Genomic DNA, 24,170 nt, shown 5'->3' with positions numbered 1-24,170 from the left:
TTCTATATTGAATCCAAGCTTGATATTGATGTTGACAAATATTCAACATTTTAAATATTGGACTACTTTATATTTAAACTCTAAAGTACTGATCATCCCCTTTTATGAAAGTAATTCAAAATCTCCATCCCAAGGATGTATGATACACAAGTGGATACAATCCATTCACACACATATTCTGCTACTGTCAGCAACCATCCCCCCTTTCTTTGTATATCCTATTTTGAGTGTTGAGAAAAAGTTCCGTTTATTTTCATTTTTTGTTGCCGAAATTTCAACATGTATTGAATTTTTGTCAAAAAAATTTATTGGGTCATACACTTTTTTCAACACTTGAAAATAATCTAACGGTGTATAAAAAAATCGAAGGGGAAGTGATTGAAAAATGAGTGAAGTAAATACAGTGCTAGCTTCTGTAGAGAAACGTCATACAGACGATAATATTTCCTTTAAGGAGAAGGTGACAAAAGGAAGGGTAGGATTTAAAAGAAAGCTATGGTTATTTTGGGCGCTTTTAGGTCCAGGTATCATTTCTTCTCTATCTAATAATGATGCCGGGGGGATGATCAGTTATACGATGACGGGAGCTATGTTTGGCATAAGCTTTTTCCTTCCTCTCGTGTTCTTACTTGCACCGTTTGACTATAACATGCAGGAGATGTCGATGCGCTTAGGGGCGGTAACTAAAACGGAATATAGGGAACTGCTTCTTGACCACTACGGAAAGTTTTGGCACTGGACTAGTGTGGCAGCATTAGCACTGGCAAACCTGATGTACATTGTATCCGAATTTGTAGGAATGTCAGCGGGATTGACGCTAATGGGGTTGCCGCTATGGCTAGCTGCTCTGATAAGTTTCGCCATTGTCAGTGCTACATTGCTTTTTATGGGATATTGGTCAAAGGAACGATTAGGGCTACTGGTCGGAGCAGTCAATATCGTATTCATCGTTGTGGCCTTTCTGTCCCATCCTGATCCGGCCGCAATCGGCAAGACATTTACGAGTTTGCCGCATTTAGCATGGGATCTAGACGGAAATGGTGCATTAGTGTTTATCTTAGCAACCGTTGGGAATGCAATCGCTCCATTTATGTTGTATTACAACAATAACACAACCCTTGATAAGGGGTTAACACGGAGAGATTTGCGGTTGGGGCGCATCGACATAGGAATTGGCTCTCTCCTGCAGCCACTCTTTGCGGCATGTGTCATGATTGCCGGTGCGGCACTCTTTGGTCATGTGGCGAATCTCGACGACTCCAATCCAGCAGACTTGATTACCGCTCTCGTGCCGGTTACTGGCCGCTTTGGCAGCATTTTGTTTGCGATAGGTTTATTTAACGCTGGTTGGCTTGCAGCTATTACCATTTCCTTTTCCTCGTCCTATACCGTTGCCGGAGCCTTTGGCTGGAAGCGGAGTTTAAACCATAAAATAAAAGAGGCACCGAGGTTCTATGCTTTCTATTTCGCTTGTCTGTTAATAGGTGCAGTGGTTATTTTAATCCCTGGATTGCCGTTAAGTATGTTGGCCGTCTTTACCCAAATTTTTGCAACCGCGCTGTTTGTTCCAGATTTGATCTTCCTGTTTTTGCTTACCAACAATCGAAAGCTTATGGGGGAATATGCCAATACGATGTGGAAACGTATATTTGGCTGGATAATGATATCCGTTTTTGGAGCTGTATCGGTAGTAACAATTATTTTAACCATAAATGGTACTATGTCTCCATAAAAATATGTGGGGGAACGAGATAGTGCAAAAAAGTAAAACTTCAATCAGCGGATGTTCTCTTCATCCCCACTGATGCAAAGAAGAATAAAGGTTGAAAGCACAACAACCGATATCCTCTAATATCTACATGATTTGTTCATGAACACAAAAAATTGTCCTCCTGAGGAAGACAATTAACCGAAATATCCAAGGATGGTGCTGATACAAGCAATGATGAAGGACACTTTTTGATTTTGGCTTACCCATTTATCCTTCATCAACCTGATGAAAGACACTTTGCGATTTTGGTCCATTTATTTTGTCCTTCATTTGCTTGATGAAAGACACTTTGATTTCCTTGGTCACCTATTTTGTCCTTCATTACCTTGATGAAGGACACTTTGTATTTCCGCCACTCCTATTTTGTCCTTCATTGCCTTGTTGAAGGACACTTTGATTTCCCTGGGCACCTATTTTGTCCTTCATTACCTTAGTGAAGGACACTTTGATTTCCTTGGGCACCTATTTTGTCCTTCATTACCTTGATGAAGGACACTTTTGTTTCCTTGGGCACCTATTTTGTCCTTCATTACCTTAGTGAAGGACACTTTGATTTCTCTGGGCACCTATTTTGTCCTTCATTACCTTCATAAAGGACACTTTGATTTCCCTGGTCATCTATTTTTTCCTTCATTACCTTCATGAAGGACACTTTGGTTTCCTTGGGCACCTATTTTGTCCTTCATTGCCTTGATGAAGGACACTTTGAATTTCTGCCACTCCAACTCTGTCCTTCATTACCTTCATGAAGGACGTTTTGAGTTTCCGATTCAGTCATTTTGTCCCTCATCACTTTCTTCACAAGTGGGATCCGGCACCAAATCTAAATAGTGTTTGACCAGCTCCGGGTATTCTTTTATTTCTGTTTTTCCTTTTTCGGTAACGGTGTAAATTCCTCTACTAACTTTTTCAAACCAGCCGTAATAGTTTTGGGTTAGGATCGCTAAGGTTTTATCACCTGTACCCATTTTGCGAAGTTGTTTCGGGGATGTTGGTCCTTCTAGCTCCAAATAACAGGCAATCTGTATGCAATTTTCCTTATATGCCGTCATGATTTTTGTTTTGTTGCTGCCCCCGATATTATAATCAGCACTCCTGCCGCTAATTTCCTTCAACAAACTCAGTCTTTTTTTCTTGCTCATCTGCATGCTTCTTTTCCGATCAAAAGGAGCCGGCGAAAGAACGATTTCCGCTTTTTCCCCACTTTTCAAAAAAGAAACTATGATCAATCCTAGCTCCAATCTTTTCAGTAAATGGCACATATCATGCCATTTTTTCGAGTACATTTTATACTTTGGCTTAGGGATTGCAATATAGACACTATCTGTTAACCGCTGCCTATTTGCTGCTTGTATTAAAAGCTCAACAGTCAAATTCTTTTTCATTTCCACAATGATGAGCTCTTCTCCTTTAACTGCGGTTAAATCACAGTCCTTTACCTCCCCGTTCACCTCATACCCTTCTCGTACAAAAAGATTCCTGATAGGTTTATATAAATCCGCTTCGTATAGTTTATCTTTTGCCATGAAAATCCTCTTCTCATTCAGCTGCTCTTTCAGTCACAAAAATGCTTAAACACACCTACTTCTTCTTCCACGATATTCGTTATTGTTTTTATTATTGCATAACGTTACGGATTCCTCCTTTTAACCTAGTAGAAAGAGGGACTTGAACTGATTTGGTCTTTGATACCTTGTAAAGGACAACTCGACCGCGTTTTTCCTGCTTCTTGGTCTTTTAATACCTTGTAAAGGACAACTCGAACTTGTTTTTCCTGCTTCTTGGTCTTTTGATACCTTGTAAAGGACAACCGACCACGTTTTTCCTGCTTCTTGGTCTTTTGAACATCTAAAGAGAACAATTGGCTTCAACTTTTACTTCGTCTTATCCATCCTAAATTCTTTCAATTTCTCCAGTTCTCTCTTTATCTCCTTTATTTTATCTAAATTAGCCTCTTCTTGCCCATATAATTCAACAAGCTCCATCTCCAGTAAAGATATTTCATTCTCGATTCCTTGCTTTTCCGGAGTGAGTTTCTGGCTTTCCTCCCAATCCTTATAACTGCCCTTGTAATGAGAAGCTTTGCCCGCCTCTATTTCCATAACCCGATTCGCAACCTTTCTGAGCAAATAAGGATCATGTGATACAATAACCACCGACCCGGGATACACAGCCAAGGCTTCCTCTATTTGTTCCCGTGTACTAATATCCAAATAGTTGGTCGGCTCATCCAACACAAGCAAATTCGCATCAGAAAAATATAACTTTACAAAAGCAACGCGGCATTTTTCTCCCATGCTCAAGTCCTTAATTTTCTTAAAAACATCCTCTCGACGGAATAAGAAACATGCCAAAATGGTTCTTGCCTCTTCCTGTGTTAAATGGTCAAGTTCCAGTAGCTCATCCAGGATCGTATTTTCCATATTTAATTGATCCAGCTCTTGCATAAAATACCCGATTTTCAGCTGTGGATTTCGCCGAACCTCACCTTCCACTGGTAATATGGTGCCAGTTAATAGCTTCAATAAGGTTGTTTTGCCGGAACCATTCTTCCCCACTACCGCCAGACGATCTCCACGAGAAATCTCCATATCCAGATTTTGAATAAATGGAATAGCCGGATTGTATGAAAAGGATACATTTTTCATCCCTATCATTCGTTTCCCTTCAAATGCCTCCGCATCAAAAAATGCCTCAATTCCTTTATTATCCTTTGGCCTTTCGATATTCTTGTTTTCCAAGCGTTCCAATGCCTTTTCCTTCACTTTCACTTGTTTCGCATGCCTGCCTGCTTGCTTTTTCGCAAACGGATTTCGCTCGCTTGCTGAGTTCGATGCCTTCTGATACCACTGTTTATACGTTTGAATAACTTCTAATAGCTTTTTTCGTTCATGATTATATTTTTTATATAATTCCTCTGCAGCATGCAGCTCCTGATCATGTACCCCTTTATAAAAAGAATATCCTCCATAGTACCGCTTCGTGCCTTTATCCGTTAATGCATACGTTATAGAAGCAACTTTATCGATAAAATCACGTTCATGCGAAGTGAAAAGCACTGTTCCTTTATATTGCCGCAGCCAGCCTACCAGCCATTCAACAGATTCGATATCCATATGATTTGTCGGCTCATCCAAAACAAGCATCTGCGGATCCTTAATGAGCAACCTTGCCAGCTTCACACGCGTTTTTTGTCCACCACTTAAATCAGAAAAAGAAACGCTCCACCATTCCTGGTTAATTCCGAGTTCCTTGGCTATTCGCTCAATCTTCGCTTCCCATTCGTAGCCTTGGAGATCCATATATTGCTGTAAAGTATTGTTATAATTCTCAACAAAAGCAGTATCCTCCACCCAAAGTTCCTGCATTTGCTCCAATTTATTTTTTAATTCATAACATTGTTCATTTCCCATATAGATGTATCTTATCGTTGTGGTGCTTTCCTCCACTTGTTCATCCATCATCCAGCCAATTTCGTCGCTGCTTAAGCATAAGTCTAATTTTCCGCCTGTTTGCGAAACCTTGCCACATAATACTTTTAACAATGATGTTTTTCCTACCCCATTGTCACCTATTAAAGCAACATGATCGCCTCTTTGAACATCGAGGTTCACACCTTGAATAATTGTATTTCCGTTCAATTCAACATTTAAATTATCTGTTTTTAATACGTGCATATTGCATCCCTCCATCTGAAAAATTTGAATACAAAAAAGCACAGACGACTGCCTGTGCTAAAATAGATGGATTCATATACAAACACAAATAAAATTCCACAATAGGAGTTTTACTGCTAATAATCCGAAAAAAAATGACATATAAAAATAGACATACTAATCCCATCACTCTGTCCACGCACAGGCAGAGTACCTTTTTGCTATAAAATTGCTTAGCGTAAAAAGGTTATAGAATCATATCGTCTATTTTTGATGCCTCCTTCAAGAAATTACATTCATTATAACATGTTTTATAATAATGGCAATATTTAATATTTCCCCTTTTTCACCACTATCGATTGGTAGCTATTAAATAATTTTAAGGATAAATTCTTTGTGTATTCTTGTGTCTCATGAATAAAAGCCTTTACTATAGGACTAGTATAGTCTAATAATCTTACTTCTAATCCTAAGTTCTGATACACTTGCGGATTTAAATAAGAGACATTGATGTTAGTTAATGAGGAAGGAACAGCCATCTCTGGAAGTATCGTATTTCCAACCCCTTCTTGAACCATGGCGATGATAGTTGATATGTCGCGGACTTCAAAAGGAATCGTTGGAGATATTCCCTGTTCCTGAAAAATTTGATGAAATATGCGCTGACATTCCTTTGGCATGATAAAAGGTTCCTGTGCAATATCTTTTAAAAAAATATTTGGTTGATTACTTAAACGGTGATTTTCTGGTACAAATACTACCATTTTATCCTGAAGTAGCGGAATAAATTCAAATTCATGGTTTTCTTCCGTGACAACTCCAATATCTATCACGGATAATTTGAGCCAATTTCTAACCTCCTCATAACTCCCTTCATAGAGAATAACCTCAACTCCAGGGAATCTTTTCTTAAAGGAGCTAATCATTCCCGGCAATAATTTTGCCGACATGCTTGAAATACTGCCAACTTTTATAGTCCCTGTTTCCACTTCTGTGATCCCAGCTGCCTCATTCACTATTTTTGTTTTAATCGCTAACAAATCTCGAATAAGACCAGTAATCCGTTCCCCTATTTTGGTTAAACTTACACCGTTTCTATTTCGGATCAGCAATTTAATATTGAGCTCTGATTCTAAAGCCGCTACGGCTTGGCTGACAGCAGATTGCGATAGCCCAATTTGCTCCCCTGCTTTTGTAAAACTGCCGGTTTCCACCACTTTTATAAAAACCTCTAATTGAAATAAGGTCATAATACACCTCGTATATACATTAGTAAAAACTTATTTAATTAATCAAAAACATTAATTTTACTTATATTATATTTCATCATATACTACAATCAAATTCAAATAGAAAAAGGTGAGTAGCTTGATAAAAAATGCAAATGGACAAGAAATTATGAAAGAAATTCAATCGAATAACCCGGTACTTGTAGATTGTTGGGCTCCATGGTGTCCTGCTTGTAAAATGTTAGCTCCCATATTAGATGAAATTCATGAGGAATATGAAGTAAAAATGATAAAAGTGAATGCAGATGAAAATGAGGATTTTATCAGTAAGTTTCAAGTACTAGGCTTGCCGACATTATTGCTTTTTCAAGATAACAAGCTTGTAGAAAGGATAACTGGTTATCAGCACAAAGATACACTTATCGATATATTAGACAGTCATGGGATGATTAAATAATATCAGGCGGGATTCCACAGTACTCCCGCCTTTTAATATACTACCTGTCTAAGATTACCTTAATATTTATGTCCGGCGCATATATGCACGTACAGTGATTGGTGCAAAAACTGCTACGATAACAGCAGCCCCGATAAGAGAAATAATAAGATCCCAACCTACAGTGCCAGAATTGGTAAGATTTCTAACCGCAGTGACTAGATGTGAGATTGGATTGATTTTAACAAACCACTGAAGAACCTTTGGCAACGTATCCGCAGGTACAAAAGCATTGGACAAAAACGTAAGCGGAAACAATACTAGCATCGAGATTCCCTGTACACTTGATGCAGTACGAGCTATTACACCAAAGAAGGCAAAGATCCAGCTAATTGCCCAGGAACAAGCAATTACAATAAGCCCAGCAAGGGCAACATAACCCAGACCGCCTTCAGGACGATATCCCATGATATAGCCCATTGAGAATGTAAGCACAGTCGCGATAGTATACCGGATTGTATCTGCTAAAAGGGCACCCGCCAACGGTGCAATCCGTGCAATGGGTAATGACTTAAACCGGTCGAAAACACCCTTATCCATGTCCTCCCGCAACTGGACCCCTGTTACAATGGAGGTTGTGATCACCGTCTGCACAAGAATGCCGGGAATAATCACTGGCAAGTAACTATGCACATTTCCTGAAATAGCTCCACCAAAGATGTAAGTAAACATCAAAGTAAAAATAATTGGCTGGAGCGTAACGTCAAATAATTGCTCTGGAGTACGCTTAATTTTCAATAGGCCTCTATATGCCATCGTTAATGAATTGCGGACCGTTTGCCGGAGGCTAGTTTTATTGCGCAGCTGATATTCCGGACTCTGATTGTACGTCGAAGTTTTCATACTCTTACCACCTCTTTTTTATCTGATTCATCGGATGACATCTTTGTATCTTCTTCGACACCATGACCAGTGATGGTTAAAAAGACTTCATCTAAAGTTGGTTTTTGCACGCTTAACTCAGCCAGTTGGATTCCTGCTTCACGAAGAGCTATTAGCAAGTCCGTAACCCGGTCTGCATCTGTCATCGGAGCAGTAATTTTACCGCCTTCTGGTGATACCGCTGACTGAACGCCCAGTACGCGTTCTACAGTGTGACGTGCATTCGGAATGTCATCCATATTTCGGATACTCAATTGTAAAGATGACGTACCGACTGAAGATTTTAATTCATCGACAGTACCTTCAGCTACAACATGGCCGCGGTCAATAACCGCAATCCGATCAGCTAGCTCATCCGCCTCTTGAAGATATTGCGTTGTTAGCAGTACGGTTGACCCTGTATTTACTAAACGGCGGATTGTATCCCACATTTGATTCCGTGTTCGTGGATCTAACCCGGTTGTTGGTTCATCCAAAAAAATTAACGGCGGCTGTGCAATCAGACTAGCCGCAAGATCGAGACGGCGACGCATCCCCCCTGAGAAATTTTTCAACGGACGTTTTGCTGCTTCGGTTAGACCAAACTCTTCTAACAATTCTGCTGCCTTACGCTTTGCGTCTGTACGCCCTAAACCTAACAATCTGGAAAAAATCACTAGATTCTCAGTAGCGCTGAGCGACTCATCTACAGAGGCGTACTGACCAGTCACACCAATTAGTTGTCGAACAATCTGCGCATCCTTCACTACATCGTATCCAAAAATACGTCCCATACCAGCATCCGCTCTTAATAATGTCGCTAGCATTCTAATCGTCGTTGTTTTTCCTGCCCCATTCGGACCAAGAACACCATAGATACTGCCTGCACGCACATTCAAATCTACTCCGTCCACCGCACGATTGTCTCCAAATATTTTTACAAGACCTTCCGCTTCAACGGCCCACTCACTATTCTTAAGGGTTGTAACCCTTTTGATTCCATTTGTCATTTTCATTCCTCCCTCTCTCGTACTACTATAAATTGATATTGGTATTTTTAACATGAACTCCTGTACGGGATTGTATCCGTCTTGAGACTGATTTTTCATTACTTTCACTTGAACTATTCATATAATAACGGGGATTTATGAACTGAATATGAACTCCATCGCCTATATTTTAAAAAATAAAATGATTGCTTCGAGAGCAGTGAACACAAAAAAGGATGAATGCCTATGCAATTCATCCTTTTTTCTGGACCCTTAATCTAAGAATATTTTTCCCGGGTTCAAAATCCCTTTTGGATCTAAAGCGTCTTTTATTAATTTCATCACATTCAATGCTTCTCCGTGTTCTTTTTGTTGATAAATAACTTTACCTACCCCTACCCCATGCTCCCCTGTGCAGGAACCACCGCGGCTGTGGGCATAATCTACAAGATGTGCATTTAATTTTTTTGCCTTTTCCATTTCCTCTATATTATTGGGATCTATCATCACAATCGTATGATAGTTTCCATCGCCGACATGACCCAACACGGCGCCATCCAAACCAATTTCGTCAATTGCCTTTCTCGCATCATGGACAGCTCCTCCTAATTCAGACATGGGTACTACGACATCCGTCACCATCATTTTTTTACCAGGGGATTTATGGGCAAAGGCATAGGCTAAATTATGACGCGCCTCCCAAAGCTGGTTCCGTGCTTTTGAATCGGTCTCGAATAAAAATTCTCCACATTGATTATCAGCGGCGAGCGTCTTTGCAAACTCGACATCATGCTCTAGTCCAGCTTCACTGCCATGGAATTCCATAAAAAGAGTTGGTTTTACAGGATAGTCTGTACCGTTGTATAGATTAACTTGTTGGACGCTTCTTGCATCCACTAGTTCAATCCTTGCCATCTGGATTCCTGCAGACATAATATCCGCTACTGTATTAACTGCCGTTTCAATACTTGGAAAAACAGCCCTGGCGGCGGTTACCACTTCAGGTATTCCATACACTTTTAATGTTAACTCTACAAACGCCCCAAGGGTACCTTCCGATCCGACGAACAATCCGGTAATTGAATATCCAGAAGAAGATTTAACCGTCATACTGCCGGTATGGATGATACGGCCATCTGCAAGTACCACTTGCAGGTCGCGAACCTGGTCACGCATCACTCCATAACGCACAGAAGTCGTTCCACTTGCATTCGTTGCCGCCATCCCGCCGAGTGTGGCATCCGCACCCGGATCAACTGGAAAAAACAAACCATATTTTTTAAGCTCTTTATTCAGTTGAGTTCTTGTCGCGCCTGGCTGGACTCGAACTAGGAAATCCTCGGGTCGAACCTCAAGAATTTGATTCATAAGCTGAAAATCGAGCGAGATACCACCATGATACGGTATGACATGACCCTCGAGGCTTGAGCCAATCCCAAATGGTGTCACAGGAATCTGCATTTCCGAAGCGAATCTCATGATGCTACTTACTTCATCTGCATTTTTTGGAAACACTACTACATCCGGCAAATGTGGCGTATGATAAGATTCATCTTTGCTGTGCTGTTCCAAAACTGTAGGATTAATGCTTACCTGATCTTCGGGGAGCATTTCTTGTAACTCTTGAAGTAGCGCTGCCGTCATCTCCATAATCCATCACTCCTCCTATATAACTCTTTTAAAAGACAGTATTTTTAAAATTCGATCATTATCATTATGATGGAATATTTAAAATTGTCAAACTGATAAAAGGCAACCTTTGTGTCACTCGTTGATACAATACCATTCCCATTGTTCTCTTTATACGCAAATTCGAATGAAAAGACATTTACAAATTGCCAAAGTCGTCTTTGGACTGATTCGGGATAATGAAGCCATATTATCTTTAAAAACTTATAAGGGCATCTGCCGATTTTTTGAAAATCGCAGGTTATTTCCAAATTTCCCAAAATACAGATTTAAAGAATGAATATTGTGTATAATTTAGAAAAGGAGAGATGAAGGTATGTTGCATTTAAAAACGATTACGAAAGACAATTGGGTAGAGGCCATTTCGTTACGTGTGAGAGAAGATCAAGTGAAGTTTGTGGCTTCAAATGCGGTATCGCTGGCCCAATTGAATTTTCTTGAAAATTTCCATGCAAAAGGAATCTATCAAGAAGAGGAAATGATCGGATTTGCACTTTATGGAATTGACGAAGACGATCATGAATATTGGATTTATCGCATGATGATCGATCAAAAACAGCAAGGAAAAGGGTATGGAAAGGAAGCAATTCAACTCATAATAAACGATATTAGAAATATGAAAGAGGATTGCCATCAAACTATTACACTATCTTATGAACCAGCTAATGAACATGCAAAGCGAGTTTACGAAAAAATAGGCTTTCAAGAAATAGATGGGTTAATAATTGGAGGCGAACAAGTATCTCGGTTTACGTTTTAGCAGCTAAAAACCCATACATACTTCAATAAACTATTATCGATTATCATTTAAGCGGACATGGAATCCGCTATTTTTAATAAAAGACCATAATTTTAAGGGTAAGTGGACTCTGAGTACGTTGTTTACAAAAAACAAAGAGGATTTACTGCTTTATTGCAAAACAGCGGAACATAAGTCCGCAAACAAAAGGAATGAATCCAATTTGTTACAAATTAAGGAAGTAGTGCCCACGTAAGAACAAATGCGCAATAGCCGCAGCTCTAGCGTGCGGATATGTGAAATTTGAAGCATTACTTTCACCTTCATAGTCTTCGGCGAGAGCAAAAGAAACACACGAGGTAGTTCACGATCTGATGTCATTACCCGCAGGGAGGAGACGTAGAAATCCTCTAAACATAGACAGTTTTCCTAAAAATTTTCCACATAATTGAATATAATAATTTCTGGCTGTTTTCGTAAGGAGTGTTGCTTTTTACAGAAAAAATATAAGTATATTAATTTGAATTTTCTGTTAAAATTATTCTTAGACATTAGTTGAAATAGGGGAGATAAATATGGCTATTAATTGGGTTGTATTCGCTTTATGGGCGTTAACAGGAATTGGTTTGTTGTTTTTTATTTACGGATTATTTGTGAAATCTCGTCTTTCGTTCAATGTAAGTGGGATAGCACTGATACTTCCAATGCTTTATTTTCTTGGTGCGAATAATTGGTTTAGATTACTTGCTCTTATACCATTATTTCCATTTATATTTGCCTATTTCGTAGGAAAAAAACACAATACCTCTTGATTGGGGTATTTAATTATGCCCCCCTTAACATTTCAACAGTAGTGTTATTGGATTTTTGACACGCTGAAATAAGCATTTGTTCAACTCGATTTTCAAATGCTACATTTTTCCCTAATTGAAGCCAACGGAACCAGTAAAGGTAATTGTCCAAATACTTCGTTGCAACTCCTTGAAACCGTTCCATCCATCCTTTCAAGCGATTATGAAAGTTATTGACGTGCTGAATGTGGTATATGACCTTTTTTACACGCTGTTTTTGTCGTTCATTAACGGTTTCGTGTTGTAACCCCTTCATCTTGGCAATCTTTCTATAATTTGTTGCAGTGTCAGTACATAGCAAAGCAGACGGATGAATATACTCACCTATCACAGTGTCAATTTCTTCAGCTTTAACACGACCTGTTCCTGCTTTTCGAGCAATTACACTACCATTACGGTCTTGTGCAACCACAACAGCAATTTTAAGGTTAGAAATGCCCCTTTTTTCGTCCTTTTCTCCACGCTTCTTGGGTTTTCTATGGGTGATTTCACGACCTTTCATAGACTCACGAAAGAAGGTTTCGTCACTTTCAACGATACCTTGAAGTTGATTGAACCCAAGACTTCCTATTGCGTTCAAGATTTTATGTCTCCAATAAAACGCAGTGGAAATGTGTATTTTAAGGCGTTTAGCGATTTTCGGTAGCGTATATCCCTCTACCATAAGTTCAATGTATTTCACCCATTTTTCAGGGTAACGAGAACCTGAAAATGGCGTATTGGTCATATCATTGAACGATTTCCCGCAATCATTACATAGATAGCGTTGTCTTGAACGATATTTACCGTTCCGTTTAACCGATGTACTTCCACAATGAACACAACCTAAACCAGAAGCAAATCGAGCTTCACGAATGCTTTTGAGTAGTTTAGTAATCTTATCTGGTTCGTCTGGAAACAAGTCCTGTTTCATTGCGTTAAACAACGCCAATTGCTCTGATTTGGTTAATTCGCTGAAATCTTCATAAACACTTTCCCACATACTTGAACGCCTCCTAAACCCTATTATATCAACCCTTTAACAATATGTTCAAGAAAGCCACAATCTATACGAAAACAGCCTAATTTCTAAACAAAAAAAGAGGTAAGAATCTCATGCGATTCTTACCTCTTTTTGTATTATTTTATTTTTTCACCTTAAACATAAATAGTATCAAATACATCTATAAAGGTATATACACCCCCTCTACTTTTGTTATAATCATATTGATTGAAAATTCGTTCATTACAGGTGACTAATTATGAATATATTTTTGGATTCAAAAACAATTATTCTATTACTTGGGATAGGATACTTAATTACTTTAATCTTAATTAGTGCTTATGGGCATAATCATACAAAGGGTAAAACAATCAAAATCTTTTTTTTAGCAAAATGTTCTCAGACTATAGCATTTTTTTGTATGGTTTTTCGTGGAGAAATTCCTGACTTTCTAACCATCTCATTTGCTAACTCGATACTATTTATTGGAACTTCTTTAGAGATTATAGCCTTAATGAGTATTCAAAACACTCTACGTCCTAGGACTAAAAAGATATATCTTGTTATGACGCTGCTCTGTATTATCGGATTTCAATTCGTTGTTCACTTTTATAACATAGAGAGCATACGAATTGCATTTTACTCATTTGCAACTGCTCTACTCTTAATTCCGGTTTGTCGGTTGTTCTTCGGGAAAACGCTGACCTTACTTATGAGAACCATAGGTGGTTTGTATCTTCTTTTTATTACAGCTACTTTGATAAGAGGAGCGATTGCAATACTATCATCAACGGTTTCGACAAGCTTCTATACTCCTGGATCCTACCAATTAATTTCCTTGTTAACTATTTATCTTATTACAATTGTAGGAAATCTAGGATTTGTGCTGCTAATGAAGGAACATGCGGACCATGAGTTAATCCGTTTAGCTAGTTATGATGATTTAACAGGCACGTTAAACCGTAGAACCTTTACAGTATATGCGAAGCAATATCTCAATAACTATGCTAAAAAGGAACAACCTATATCTTATCTTCTATTTGATATTGACAGTTTTAAAGCCATTAATGACACTTATGGCCATCATACTGGCGACCAAGTTTTACAGGACCTTACTTCACAAATTAAGCAATATTTAAGCAAAGATGATTTATTTGTGCGCTATGGAGGGGATGAATTTGGAATCCTACTGCCTGGAAAGGATGAAGACGAATCAAACGAAATTGCCGAACGACTGAAACAGACACTTAACGGATCCAGCAGCCGTAGTCTGCCAGTGGCATATACTATTAGTATTGGCGTCCTCACTGTTATACCAGATCAGAATACGCTTTTGGAAACACTTTACACTTCTTGCGACATGGCTCTTTACAACGCTAAAAGCAACGGTAGAAACGGCATTTTTCGCAGCCAAATAAAGGAGTACAGCGCAGTATTATGATAAAATTTTCAAAGTAATGCCCCCCAGTATAACTGATATTACTAAGAAGTAACTAAATGAAATTAAAACAGATGATATTATTTCTTCCATCTGTTTTAATTTTTTTATTCCATATTTATCACTATCCAGAAAAATATTTTTTTGTAAAAACGAAAGTGGACTAACATATGCTAATCGGTATTGTTACTTTTGACGATGTTATTTATATGAGGATATTTCAATTTTATAAAAAATGCAGTCTGGAACTTTTTATTTTTATGGAAGTCCATTTTTAATTTTTTTCCAACGTAGTAAACAACGATATTACAATTCCCTATTTAGTATCTTCTAAGATATATTTCCAATAATATTATCATCATTACTTTCGTTTAAATTTATATTTCTTTCAAGCTTGTTGTTTAATGTTTTTTCACAAATCATGACATATTAAATAACCGGATTTTTCACTTTGTTTCCATATTAAGAAGTACCGCAAATTTTTCCTTCTCCTCAAACATTGGGGAATGTGCTGAATTCTCAAACCAAATCCAGTGCTTTTCATTGGCCTCAATCGAATGAAATAGTTCTTCTGTTGGTTCTGGTGGGACTGTTAAATCGTATCTTCCCATTAAAAAATAAATGGGGATATTTATTTTTTTTACGACTTCTTTTAAATCTACTTTTCTAAATTCTTCATAGAGTATCTTTTTGCTGAACGATTGGCCAGCTAGAAAACGAAAATAGTCGTGCAAATTATATTCCGTACTTTGGATGACATATTTTATCATGATATTTAAAATCTTCCCATCACGAGACATTCCACCACCCAACAAATTCAAGTATTTACTTAGAATCCGTTCCTTTTTCAGTTTATTCCATGGGGGGTGTCCTATTTTTGTTAAATCTTTGATGGCTTTTCTGTGATTTAGACTTTTAGCCTTTTTCAACAAAATTTGATAGGAAGCTTTTTCATTCTCCATATAGTTTGCCATCTGCGTGATCCCAAAATATTTGTAAAAAAGTTCGGATCGTTGATGAACAGCTAAAAGTCCAATAATCGATCCCCAAGAATGCGCTGCCATAAAAATTTTATCCACTTTAAATCGTTGGCAAAGGTATTTGGTTAGCTCAATAATATCATCTACAAAATGCTGTATCGTCATCGATTCTTTTGGGATAATGGGTGAATAGGACATTCCTGAGCCCCTTTGGTCCCAATTAACTACGATAAAGTGCTGTTCTAATTCCTTCTGGAAATAGCGAGCATATCCAATTTGGCTAGCACCCGGCCCACCATGAACCATTAACAGCACTGGTTTTGCAGAATCCTCACCCCTAATATAGATCCATTGCTTCACTCCATTTAATTCCATTTCAAATAGCTCGGAAATGGAATTTTCCTTATCAATAGGAAATGCTTTTCCTCTAAACATAGGTCCGCGACCTTTCTTTTCTTTAATCATCTCCTCTATTGTAAAACGAATACATTTATTTTTCCAAGGGAATGAAGTTCAAGGTGAGATATGGTTAATGAGTAAAGAAGGTTTCACCACTTCTGACTTAGGTTTGGAATATAATTCCTTTGATCATTCCCAATAACTTAAGTCACTCTCCTTTTTGGTAACGATTCTCCCTCTATTGTTACCTTTTCCTTGGTTCATACTGCTTTTTGGGCACAATCCTCCCACTATCGTTACCGTTTCCTTGTTCCAGCCTCCTCTTCGAGCACAATCCTCCCTCTATCGTTACCGTTTCCTTGTTCCAGCCTCCTCTTCGAGCACAATCCTTCCACTATCGTTACCGTTTCATTGGCTCACTCTACTTTTCGGGCACGATTCTCCCTCTATCGTTTTTTGTTGACTCCCAATCTAATAAAGGAAAATATATACAAGAAAAAGCCCCTTTACTTTTGAAAGGGGCTTTTTCTTATTCAATGAAAGAACGTTTTTATTTTAATAAAATTTTTTCTTATAGTCTGCTAAAATATTGGCCTAGCAATGTGTATCTTCAGTCTGTATATAGATTTAAAAATGTCAGACACCCCTTATAGACCAGTTAGGACAAATAGAAAATCGCCCTAAATGTCTACTCATTGTGTCTGACACCATATTAGTTAAAAGACTTTATTACTCGATAAAGTACACTATGTTTTTTATCCAAAGTTGATAGAAATTCTTTTTCTGAAGCATCTTGACTTATAAACTGCTTCCGGTTAATTTTTTGTGCTTTTACCTTTTTGTTAATTTTCCAAGTTTCTTGGGTAACCTTGAGTGAGATTCCTTTCAACCCATCACTTTCCTCTGGGAGATTTTTCAATGTAATATCAGTAAAAGATTTTCTCACATTTAATTTTTTATCTAGCAAAATATCTGTTTGTAGAAAGTTTCTTTTGTCAAACATTCCTGACTTTTTCATATCAGGTAAAGTCTGTTTAAATTCATTTTTAAATTCATTAATAAACTGCTTAAGCTCCGCTACGGAAATTTTCATCCCATCACCAGTCGCTTTATTTACTTGATTGAACGCCATAGCAAATTGTTTAAGAGCAGTTTGATCCTTAGACAAATTATCAATGAATTTTAACAGTAGAGCTGGTACTTCATTTGCATATACTTTCGCATGAATCTTGTAACCTTTTATTTTTTCACCATGCACTTTATAATGTACATTCGTTTGGACTTTAATATGTTTCGGGTTAGGCAGATCCTTAACTACGGAAGGAAGTAATTTTGATTGAATACTTTCAATCAATTTTTCATTCGACATTCCTCCCTGATCAGCAGGAATACGGATAGCTTTAGATGCTTGATCTATCAAAACAACCGTCTGCTTTTTATCAGCATATAACTGGAACGGAATTTTACCTTGTTTAATTTGGATAAACCCGCCCATAGAGACCGTGTTAGCATTTTGCATTTTTGTTTGAACTTCAAACTTCATATGATTCAAGAGATTCAACACTTTTAAATACTCTTTATCTTTTATGTCTGATGGCTTATATGTAAGGTCGAGTGTAGCAACTGTATAGCTCTGGGATGAATTAATCTTTGATTTATTCAAGACCATTTTATTTAAATTTACACCTTTAATAGAATCGCATGCAGTCATTAAGAAAATAGATGCAATCATTATTACAAACAGTTTTTTAAACATATAATTCTCCCTTTTTTTTATAATTATATTAAAAATATTACAATTAGATAAAATATATCATATTTCTATATATTTCGAAAAGATATAATTTTAACAAAAAAATATAATCTGAACATCAACTATAATCCACTTCAATGCTCTCTTTTCCTAGACTCCCTCCTCCGGCACCAATTCAATTATAAAAATAGTCAGCCCCCTCAGGCTGACTTTAATCCAACTCAATATAAAATCTCTTTTCCTCCGATATTTCCTTGAACCCGACTGAACGATAAAGATTTAATGCAGCATCATTATCTGTTACAACCACCAACTTGGCCATATTTAATCCTGCTGATTTTAGATGCGTTAATCCTGCAGTAAGAAAATATCTTCCCATACCTAATTTTCGATAAGTTTCTTTTACAAAAAGATCTTCAATCATCCCCGCTTTTTCACCTGAATCCTCCCACGCCATTACGCTTCCGACTATGTCCTCATCGTCGAATGCCGTAATCGTAGTCCAATTTGGGTTCCTCTTAAACTCCAGCAATCTTTCTATGCCAAGCGGATTGTCTGGCCAAATCTCTTTTTCTGCCTGCAAATACTGTATTTGTTCCTCTTCTTTATTCATTTGCCAATGTCGGACTTCAATTCCTATCGTCGGATTTTCGATTGCAACAACTTCGTCTGATAGATCTCTTTCCATCCCATATAAACTGTTCAGAGGTTTAAATCCTTTTGATACAAAGAATCCATTATTTTCTTCTTCTCCTCTGAAATTTCCGACACATAGCAAACTACCAAATTCAGTCGGTAAAGTATCTCTAATTTGAAGCGCCTTTTCATATAATGATTCATACAATCCCTGATAGATCTTTGTTTCCTTTTCATAATCAGGGTGGATTTTAATATTGATAAAAATTTTATGCTTTAAGTCGAGGCTGTCCCCTTCCTCCATGATTGTGATTGGCTGTACCTGCCCTTTTCCGACAAGCTTTTCTTCAACAAAAACACAATCACAAAAATTCCATGTTAAAGGTTCTTTTCCTGGCCACCAATATATGACATCCCTGTACTTATCCTTCAACGACCGGTATAGCTCTACCACTTTAGGAAAAAATTCAGGTTCATATTTTTTCATTTCAAATTGGTTCAATGTTATCCTCCATTTTTCAGACAGCTTTTTGGGAGCATTTTTTACATACCTTTGCTTTTGTACCGTCTGCTAAATTATTCGTATAAAGTAGTTTAATTCTAGTAAACTGACAAATTGGGCATGTCCCCCTACCCCTCGCTGGTGTATTCCATAATCCTTTTCCTCTATTAGACTTTGACATTTTGATCACCTCTTTGTTTCTGCTTGAAGCTATTGTAACAAGTGAGGTATGACATAAAATGTCATGGTAGATAAATTTATCTTAAGTTGTTTTCGCAATGATTGTTTAAAATCCAAAAGCCGATTTTAAGCTGTTGCTTTTCGTCATTTGTTGTAAATTCTAAATAGACTAGGTTCCAAGTTCATCATTTTTGACCAAACAAAGTTTTCGTATATAAAAACAACAATGTTTAAGAAAAGAACCTTATCTTAAACCAATTGTTCCAAACCGATTTGCAAATTCCTCTTGATAGACCATTTGGATTGTTGCATAGATGCTGTTTTCTAAATGGTTAGCAACCTTATACAAGTCTACAAGTTTCGAGATATCCCTTTTTACAATAAATTCTTCTATTTCTTGATAAAAAGCACAAATTGAAATTAATTCCTTCTCCAACACGCATATTTCTGGCATTTTCTTAAATATCTGCCTAAAATAACGAATCATATGAAGTTTTAATTTGGCATGAGCCATTAAAGTACGCTGGAAGGAATTTTTACAATAGGTACCTTTCTGCAAAGACTCTATGATAAAATCATGTACCCTTCCTCCACATGCATATGTTTCGCGCGGCAAGGACAAATCATGCGTTTGAAACTTATATACCGCCTGAAACAATGACTCCATATATATTTCTTTCGCGTCCATTTCAATACGGTCTCTCGTAAAAAAATGAGCATACCAAACTGGAAGACTGCTTTTTCCAAACTCTGAGAATTTCAGTGAATTTGTCCTGTCGCCGTCCAATAGCAATAATTCTTCCAATTCCTGATGATACCCAATGGCCAATTGAAAGCTTTCCTGCCAAACAATAACCGGAATATTCTCTTCGATAGATGCTATTATTTTTTCTATCATTTTTTTCTGATACAAAGGAAAAGTAGCATCATCCGTAAAGCTGGAATACATTTCTGTATAGATTCCGAGAAAATCCGATGCCAGCCAATTTTCATTCCAATTGTAAAGGGATGTGGACGAAAAACTTAATGATCGATCCACTGAAAATCGAAAGGCCAAACAGGACATACCGGCAAACAGATCCTTTGTCATCGGGAAATAGTTCAAATAGTCCATAACAGCATACATCGGATCGATAATCGTCCCACTCTCTTCCCTATAACGGATCCCTTCCAATACCTTATGCAAACTCTTCACCTTGCTTCCCCTTGATGCCAATCGATTTTCATCATTTCAGAGGAAGGATCATTCTCTATATTTTCCCCAATTATTTGCATAGCTCTATCCTCCAGTACCATTGCTTCCTTCCACCACTTGATAGGAGTATCATGATTGCTTATTCTTTTAAAAATTCCATGTATATCTTTATACATGGAAACAGTTTCCGATAAAAAGGGAAGCTCTTCTGCAACAACAGTTAAATACTGATAGATTTCCAGTTTAGATTGTGTGTAAGTGTGAAAAAGGTATTCCGCGCCGCGCTTATTATAATTTTGCTCCTCCAAAGCGCGGATGATAGTTTCGTATGCCTTTTTTCCCGAAGCTGCGTGCTCACTCTTATACTCCGTATTCCAATCATGTACAGCACTTTTTAAAGAATCTATGTATATCTCTTTTCTATCCTTTTCCACCTTTTCACCAAAAAGCTGATAAAACCAAATAGCAGAAAAGTTCTTGCAAATATTATCAAATAAGAGAATCTTTTGGCCAGTTTCATACATACTCTTGGATTCATAGTAGCCTCCTGCAGCCTTATAAAAAAAGACCCTTTCCTCCAGGTTATATCCATGTATCACACCAAATTCCGGAATCCAGTAGAGCACAGCAATCCCCTTATCAATGGAATCAATGATCGCTTGAATCGCATGTTTCTGAATCAATGGAAAAGTACGATGTCTGAGCCGGTCCGCACCAGCCTCATTATAGATTCCAAGACGGTTTACCATCTTCCAGTTTTCCTTCGCCCATGCTCCATAGGAATTAACCGACCTAGGTGCAAGATTCCGCAAGGCTGTAAACTTAAAAGCCATTCCTGTCATACCGGAGAGCATGTAATAGGGGTCAACGAAAAGATTCGCGGCTGTTAAAATAGAATATAAACTGTTTAAATAGGAGCGTGATTGTTTTTTTATATTAATATCTTTTATCACCTTAGTTTTCATTTTTTACCCCATTAATGATACTTCTGCACTTTTCCATGATTTGCTCCTTCAACCAATTAGGACCGATGATTTTTACATGATGATTCGAAGCCAGAAAGCGATTGATAAACATATCTAGATCATAAAATTCCACCTCAAACCGGTTTTCCTCTGGGTTCACAACTGTGAAACCATGCCAGCTTTCTCCTTTAAATGGAAGGAGCATTTCCATTTCTGCCTTGAAAGGTTTTTGTTCTAAGGAATGAAGTTTTGTATGGGAACGATGATGACTACGGATTTCTTTTTTAAGTAAAATAGAAAGCTCTGTAATGTCTTGTAAATCTATTAGCACCTCTTTGGATTGACGCTGGTCATAGCAAACTAGATAATCCAAATTTCCTTTAAAAAGGAGCGTAATAGGTTCTAAAACATGCTGAATCATTCCGCTTTCCTCTTCAGAAAGGTAGGTTACATTTAATAACTTATTCTCTTTTATACAATGATGAATCGTATGAACAAACTGAACCGTGCGTGGAGGAACACTATAAAACGGAAAGGTTTGCGTAATATCCTTCCACTCCTCTCCTGCTAAACGATTAAAGAGGGTAGCTACTCGATTGACCCTTGATGAATTTTCATATCTTAATTGACGATACCGGTAGCCTAAGAAGGCAAGAATATCTCTTTCTTCTTCTGAAATGATTTGGTACGGAATCATATAGGTATTTTCCTCATATTCATAGCCCCTCTTCTTTGGAACGTAGGTTAAAGGGGCTCCCATTGTATTCACCATATATTCTATATCGCGTAATGCCTGCCGATTGGAAATCTCAAATTTTTCGGAGAGTGTTTTACTATTTGGATAGCGCTTATTGCGGACTTGGTGATCAAACCAAACAATTCGATGTATATTACTCATATGATGACCCTTTCAAACTATCTAAATTTACTTATTATTCTATCATGTTTTGCCAAACACTGAACTTCAAACTAGACTTTTCTTCCTATTCCCTTTAAATTTTCAGTATAGACGGAAATTTCAAAAAGGGGTGTGTTACCATGGTAACGTTTAAAAAGCCAGACATCGAGAATTTTTATCGTACTTTCAATATTCAAGCCTTCAACGTGAGTCCGGATGAAAAGCAATTAGTTTTCAGCACCAATTTAACAGGTAAATATAATCTTTGGGCGATGGATTTGCCAAATCAATATCCATATCCACTGACGTTTAAGGATCAGACCTGCCATGATTTACGGTATTCGCATGACGGCGGTTTTCTAGTTGTTGGTTTTGATCATGATGGCGATGAGAATGCCCAGCTTTATGCGCTTCCACCAGCTGGCGGGGAACTCGTACCGCTTCGTACAGCAGAAGGTCATCGTCATATGCATCCAATTTTATCAAAAGATGACAAGCGACTTTATTACACTTCTACGAAAAACAATGAAACATTCCTGAATATTTATCAATACGATATCAAAAAAGATGAGGAAAAAGTTGTGATGGAAGGTGCAGAGGCCCCTTGCTTCTTGTTGGCTTTCAATGAGGAGGAAACAAGCTTTGTCTATTTGAAGCAATTCGCCAACACATATGCACCTGGATACGTTTTTCAGGATGGAAAGTCTTATTCCCTTACACCTGAAACGGATGAGCAATTTACAGTTGGAGATGGTGTTTTTGTAGATAAGGAATATTATTTTGCTACGACATTTGGCGAAGACTTTGCTTACCTAGCCAAATTTCATCTTGATACTCATGAATTCTCCAAGGTGCTTTCTCTAGAAAAAGAGGAGCTTAATAGCGTTCAATTTGATAAGAACTCAAATTCGCTCTACCTGCTTTCATCAAAAGGTGTAAATGATTATTTATACCAATATGATTTAGCAAACAGTACATTGCAAAAAGTGGAATTACCTGCAACTGTTGTAACAGGTATAAAGATTGCAGAAAGCGGAAATATATATCTTTTAGCCGGAACTGCAACGAAGCCGTATAATATTTTCTTAAAAGAAACCGGGAGTACAGACTGGAAGCAGCTAACAAACCTTGCAGTACCAGGCGTTAAAGAGGACGAACTTTCTGCACCGGAAGTTATTACTTACCCATCCTATGACGGTTTAGCGATTGAAGCACTATTCTTCAAACCGAAAGACGATGTGAATAACGGGCATGTGATTCTGTGGCCGCATGGCGGTCCGCAAGCTGCAGAACGAAATAATTTCCGGGCGATGTTCCAATTCCTTGTGAACAGAGGCTATAGCATTTTTTCACCAAACTTCCGCGGCTCTACTGGATATGGTCTAGCCTTTACAAAAATGGTCGAAGGTAACTGGGGGGAAGGTCCTCGTCTGGATAATATTGCTGGTCTTGAATACCTTTATGAAAATGGATTAGCGGACAGAGAGAAAACATTATTGATGGGTGGAAGCTTTGGCGGTTATATGGCGCTGTTATTGCACGGACGCCATCCAGAGTATTTCAAAGCGGTTGTCGATATTTTCGGGCCGTCCAACCTATTCTCATTTATTGAGTCTGTTCCAGATCATTGGAAGCCGATTATGAACCAATGGGTAGGAGATCCTGAAAAAGATTTCGATAAGCTAACGGAATATTCTCCGATCACTTATCTTGATAACATGACCAAACCAATGCTTGTCATTCAAGGCGCAAACGATCCAAGGGTTGTGAAGAAAGAATCGGATCAGATTGTAAAAGCCCTGCAAGATAATGGTGTAGATGTAAAATATCTCGTACTTGAGGATGAAGGTCACGGATTCTCGAAGAAGTCTAATGAGATTTTGGTAAACCGTAGTATACTTGAATTTTTTGATCAATTCGTTACTGTGAAGGTAACAAACTAATAATAGCAAAAAGCTGAA

General features: G+C 37.8%; 20 protein-coding genes. 6 read left to right on the top strand and 14 right to left on the bottom strand.

All coding sequences use genetic code 11. The annotated features are described in order from the left end of the window. The first annotated feature begins 385 nt into the window (after positions 1–385). On the top strand, positions 386–1,732 hold the full coding sequence (locus AC3WJF_RS03650) for an NRAMP family divalent metal transporter (RefSeq protein WP_492449744.1): 1,347 nt from the start codon (positions 386–388) through the stop codon (positions 1,730–1,732). Positions 1,733–2,541: 809 nt separating this feature from the next. On the opposite strand, the gene AC3WJF_RS03645 is transcribed toward AC3WJF_RS03650, so the two are convergent. The 3 genes from AC3WJF_RS03645 to AC3WJF_RS03635 all read right to left on the bottom strand — a co-directional run bounded on the left by AC3WJF_RS03645 (position 2,542) and on the right by AC3WJF_RS03635 (position 6,677). After that, positions 2,542–3,297 (bottom strand): DUF2161 domain-containing phosphodiesterase, encoded by a 756-nt coding sequence (locus AC3WJF_RS03645; protein WP_492449743.1) that lies wholly within the window; start codon positions 3,295–3,297, stop codon positions 2,542–2,544. 348 nt (positions 3,298–3,645) lie between these two features. After that, positions 3,646–5,448: a ribosomal protection-like ABC-F family protein gene (gene abc-f / locus AC3WJF_RS03640; protein ID WP_492449742.1), complete on the bottom strand. Its 1,803-nt coding sequence runs from the start codon at positions 5,446–5,448 to the stop codon at positions 3,646–3,648. A gap of 308 nt (positions 5,449–5,756) precedes the next feature. Beyond that, positions 5,757–6,677 carry a LysR family transcriptional regulator gene (locus AC3WJF_RS03635; protein ID WP_492449741.1) on the bottom strand — a complete coding sequence of 307 codons (921 nt, stop codon included), beginning with the start codon at positions 6,675–6,677 and terminating at the stop codon, positions 5,757–5,759. Between the two features lie 118 nt (positions 6,678–6,795). Here AC3WJF_RS03635 and trxA point away from each other — a divergent pair, with 118 nt between their 5' ends. Continuing rightward, positions 6,796–7,113, top strand: coding sequence for a thioredoxin (trxA, locus tag AC3WJF_RS03630; RefSeq protein WP_492449740.1), 318 nt, complete (start codon positions 6,796–6,798; stop codon positions 7,111–7,113). Positions 7,114–7,179: 66 nt separating this feature from the next. Here trxA and AC3WJF_RS03625 read toward each other — a convergent pair whose 3' ends face one another. The 3 genes from AC3WJF_RS03625 to AC3WJF_RS03615 all read right to left on the bottom strand — a co-directional run bounded on the left by AC3WJF_RS03625 (position 7,180) and on the right by AC3WJF_RS03615 (position 10,646). Further along, entirely contained in the window at positions 7,180–7,995 is an 816-nt protein-coding gene (locus tag AC3WJF_RS03625; protein WP_492449739.1) for an ABC transporter permease, read from the bottom strand. Continuing rightward, the gene (locus AC3WJF_RS03620) at positions 7,992–9,029 is read right to left on the bottom strand and encodes an ATP-binding cassette domain-containing protein (protein WP_492449738.1); all 1,038 of its coding nucleotides are present in this window, start codon (positions 9,027–9,029) and stop codon (positions 7,992–7,994) included. The genes AC3WJF_RS03625 and AC3WJF_RS03620 overlap by 4 nt, the downstream gene beginning before the upstream one ends. 246 nt (positions 9,030–9,275) lie before the next feature. Continuing rightward, positions 9,276–10,646, bottom strand: coding sequence for an FAD-binding oxidoreductase (locus AC3WJF_RS03615; RefSeq protein ID WP_492449805.1), 1,371 nt, complete (start codon positions 10,644–10,646; stop codon positions 9,276–9,278). Positions 10,647–11,007: 361 nt separating this feature from the next. On the opposite strand from AC3WJF_RS03615, the gene AC3WJF_RS03610 reads away from it, so the two are divergent. Next, positions 11,008–11,451 carry a GNAT family N-acetyltransferase gene (locus AC3WJF_RS03610; protein ID WP_492449737.1) on the top strand — a complete coding sequence of 148 codons (444 nt, stop codon included), beginning with the start codon at positions 11,008–11,010 and terminating at the stop codon, positions 11,449–11,451. 554 nt (positions 11,452–12,005) lie between these two features. After that, positions 12,006–12,242, top strand: coding sequence for a hypothetical protein (locus tag AC3WJF_RS03605; protein ID WP_492449736.1), 237 nt, complete (start codon positions 12,006–12,008; stop codon positions 12,240–12,242). 13 nt (positions 12,243–12,255) lie between these two features. Here AC3WJF_RS03605 and AC3WJF_RS03600 read toward each other — a convergent pair whose 3' ends face one another. Further along, on the bottom strand, positions 12,256–13,263 hold the full coding sequence (locus AC3WJF_RS03600) for an IS1595 family transposase (RefSeq protein WP_492449735.1): 1,008 nt from the start codon (positions 13,261–13,263) through the stop codon (positions 12,256–12,258). 259 nt (positions 13,264–13,522) lie between these two features. Here AC3WJF_RS03600 and AC3WJF_RS03595 point away from each other — a divergent pair, with 259 nt between their 5' ends. Then, positions 13,523–14,704 (top strand): GGDEF domain-containing protein, encoded by a 1,182-nt coding sequence (locus AC3WJF_RS03595; RefSeq protein ID WP_492449734.1) that lies wholly within the window; start codon positions 13,523–13,525, stop codon positions 14,702–14,704. Positions 14,705–15,147: 443 nt separating this feature from the next. On the opposite strand, the gene AC3WJF_RS03590 is transcribed toward AC3WJF_RS03595, so the two are convergent. From AC3WJF_RS03590 to AC3WJF_RS03560, 7 genes are all read right to left on the bottom strand, one after another. Next, positions 15,148–16,146 (bottom strand): alpha/beta fold hydrolase, encoded by a 999-nt coding sequence (locus tag AC3WJF_RS03590; RefSeq protein ID WP_492449733.1) that lies wholly within the window; start codon positions 16,144–16,146, stop codon positions 15,148–15,150. Between the two features lie 646 nt (positions 16,147–16,792). Continuing rightward, positions 16,793–17,836, bottom strand: a complete 1,044-nt coding sequence (locus tag AC3WJF_RS03585) for a hypothetical protein (RefSeq protein WP_492449732.1) — start codon at positions 17,834–17,836, stop codon at positions 16,793–16,795. 208 nt (positions 17,837–18,044) lie between these two features. Then, entirely contained in the window at positions 18,045–18,971 is a 927-nt protein-coding gene (locus AC3WJF_RS03580; protein ID WP_492449731.1) for a GNAT family N-acetyltransferase, read from the bottom strand. Between the two features lie 16 nt (positions 18,972–18,987). Next, the gene (locus AC3WJF_RS03575; RefSeq protein ID WP_492449730.1) at positions 18,988–19,152 is read right to left on the bottom strand and encodes a hypothetical protein; all 165 of its coding nucleotides are present in this window, start codon (positions 19,150–19,152) and stop codon (positions 18,988–18,990) included. A 243-nt stretch (positions 19,153–19,395) separates the two neighbouring features. Next, complete coding sequence (locus AC3WJF_RS03570; RefSeq protein ID WP_492449729.1) at positions 19,396–20,346, bottom strand: hypothetical protein; 951 nt, start codon at positions 20,344–20,346, stop codon at positions 19,396–19,398. After that, positions 20,343–21,311, bottom strand: a complete 969-nt coding sequence (locus AC3WJF_RS03565) for a hypothetical protein (protein ID WP_492449728.1) — start codon at positions 21,309–21,311, stop codon at positions 20,343–20,345. Before AC3WJF_RS03565 ends, AC3WJF_RS03570 begins: the two co-directional genes overlap by 4 nt. Then, positions 21,301–22,209: a helix-turn-helix transcriptional regulator gene (locus AC3WJF_RS03560; RefSeq protein ID WP_492449727.1), complete on the bottom strand. Its 909-nt coding sequence runs from the start codon at positions 22,207–22,209 to the stop codon at positions 21,301–21,303. Before AC3WJF_RS03560 ends, AC3WJF_RS03565 begins: the two co-directional genes overlap by 11 nt. 140 nt (positions 22,210–22,349) lie before the next feature. Here AC3WJF_RS03560 and AC3WJF_RS03555 point away from each other — a divergent pair, with 140 nt between their 5' ends. Next, entirely contained in the window at positions 22,350–24,152 is a 1,803-nt protein-coding gene (locus AC3WJF_RS03555) for a S9 family peptidase (protein WP_492449726.1), read from the top strand. The last annotated feature ends 18 nt before the right edge of the window (positions 24,153–24,170 follow it).

This window comes from Heyndrickxia sp. FW510-T9 (assembly GCF_058781025.1).
The sequence above is the reverse complement of the archived record's forward strand: the minus strand, read 5'-3'. Positions and strand labels throughout refer to the sequence as shown.

Coding starts and splice junctions, on each gene's coding strand:
- AC3WJF_RS03650 (WP_492449744.1), top strand. CDS start 386: ATGAGTGAAGTAAATACAGTGCTAGCTTCTGTAGAGAAACGTCATACA.
- AC3WJF_RS03645 (WP_492449743.1), bottom strand. CDS start 3,297: ATGGCAAAAGATAAACTATACGAAGCGGATTTATATAAACCTATCAGG.
- abc-f (WP_492449742.1), bottom strand. CDS start 5,448: ATGCACGTATTAAAAACAGATAATTTAAATGTTGAATTGAACGGAAAT.
- AC3WJF_RS03635 (WP_492449741.1), bottom strand. CDS start 6,677: ATGACCTTATTTCAATTAGAGGTTTTTATAAAAGTGGTGGAAACCGGC.
- AC3WJF_RS03625 (WP_492449739.1), bottom strand. CDS start 7,995: ATGAAAACTTCGACGTACAATCAGAGTCCGGAATATCAGCTGCGCAAT.
- AC3WJF_RS03620 (WP_492449738.1), bottom strand. CDS start 9,029: ATGAAAATGACAAATGGAATCAAAAGGGTTACAACCCTTAAGAATAGT.
- AC3WJF_RS03615 (WP_492449805.1), bottom strand. CDS start 10,646: ATGACGGCAGCGCTACTTCAAGAGTTACAAGAAATGCTCCCCGAAGAT.
- AC3WJF_RS03610 (WP_492449737.1), top strand. CDS start 11,008: ATGTTGCATTTAAAAACGATTACGAAAGACAATTGGGTAGAGGCCATT.
- AC3WJF_RS03605 (WP_492449736.1), top strand. CDS start 12,006: ATGGCTATTAATTGGGTTGTATTCGCTTTATGGGCGTTAACAGGAATT.
- AC3WJF_RS03600 (WP_492449735.1), bottom strand. CDS start 13,263: ATGTGGGAAAGTGTTTATGAAGATTTCAGCGAATTAACCAAATCAGAG.
- AC3WJF_RS03595 (WP_492449734.1), top strand. CDS start 13,523: ATGAATATATTTTTGGATTCAAAAACAATTATTCTATTACTTGGGATA.
- AC3WJF_RS03590 (WP_492449733.1), bottom strand. CDS start 16,146: ATGATTAAAGAAAAGAAAGGTCGCGGACCTATGTTTAGAGGAAAAGCA.
- AC3WJF_RS03585 (WP_492449732.1), bottom strand. CDS start 17,836: ATGTTTAAAAAACTGTTTGTAATAATGATTGCATCTATTTTCTTAATG.
- AC3WJF_RS03575 (WP_492449730.1), bottom strand. CDS start 19,152: ATGTCAAAGTCTAATAGAGGAAAAGGATTATGGAATACACCAGCGAGG.
- AC3WJF_RS03565 (WP_492449728.1), bottom strand. CDS start 21,311: ATGAAAACTAAGGTGATAAAAGATATTAATATAAAAAAACAATCACGC.
- AC3WJF_RS03560 (WP_492449727.1), bottom strand. CDS start 22,209: ATGAGTAATATACATCGAATTGTTTGGTTTGATCACCAAGTCCGCAAT.
- AC3WJF_RS03555 (WP_492449726.1), top strand. CDS start 22,350: ATGGTAACGTTTAAAAAGCCAGACATCGAGAATTTTTATCGTACTTTC.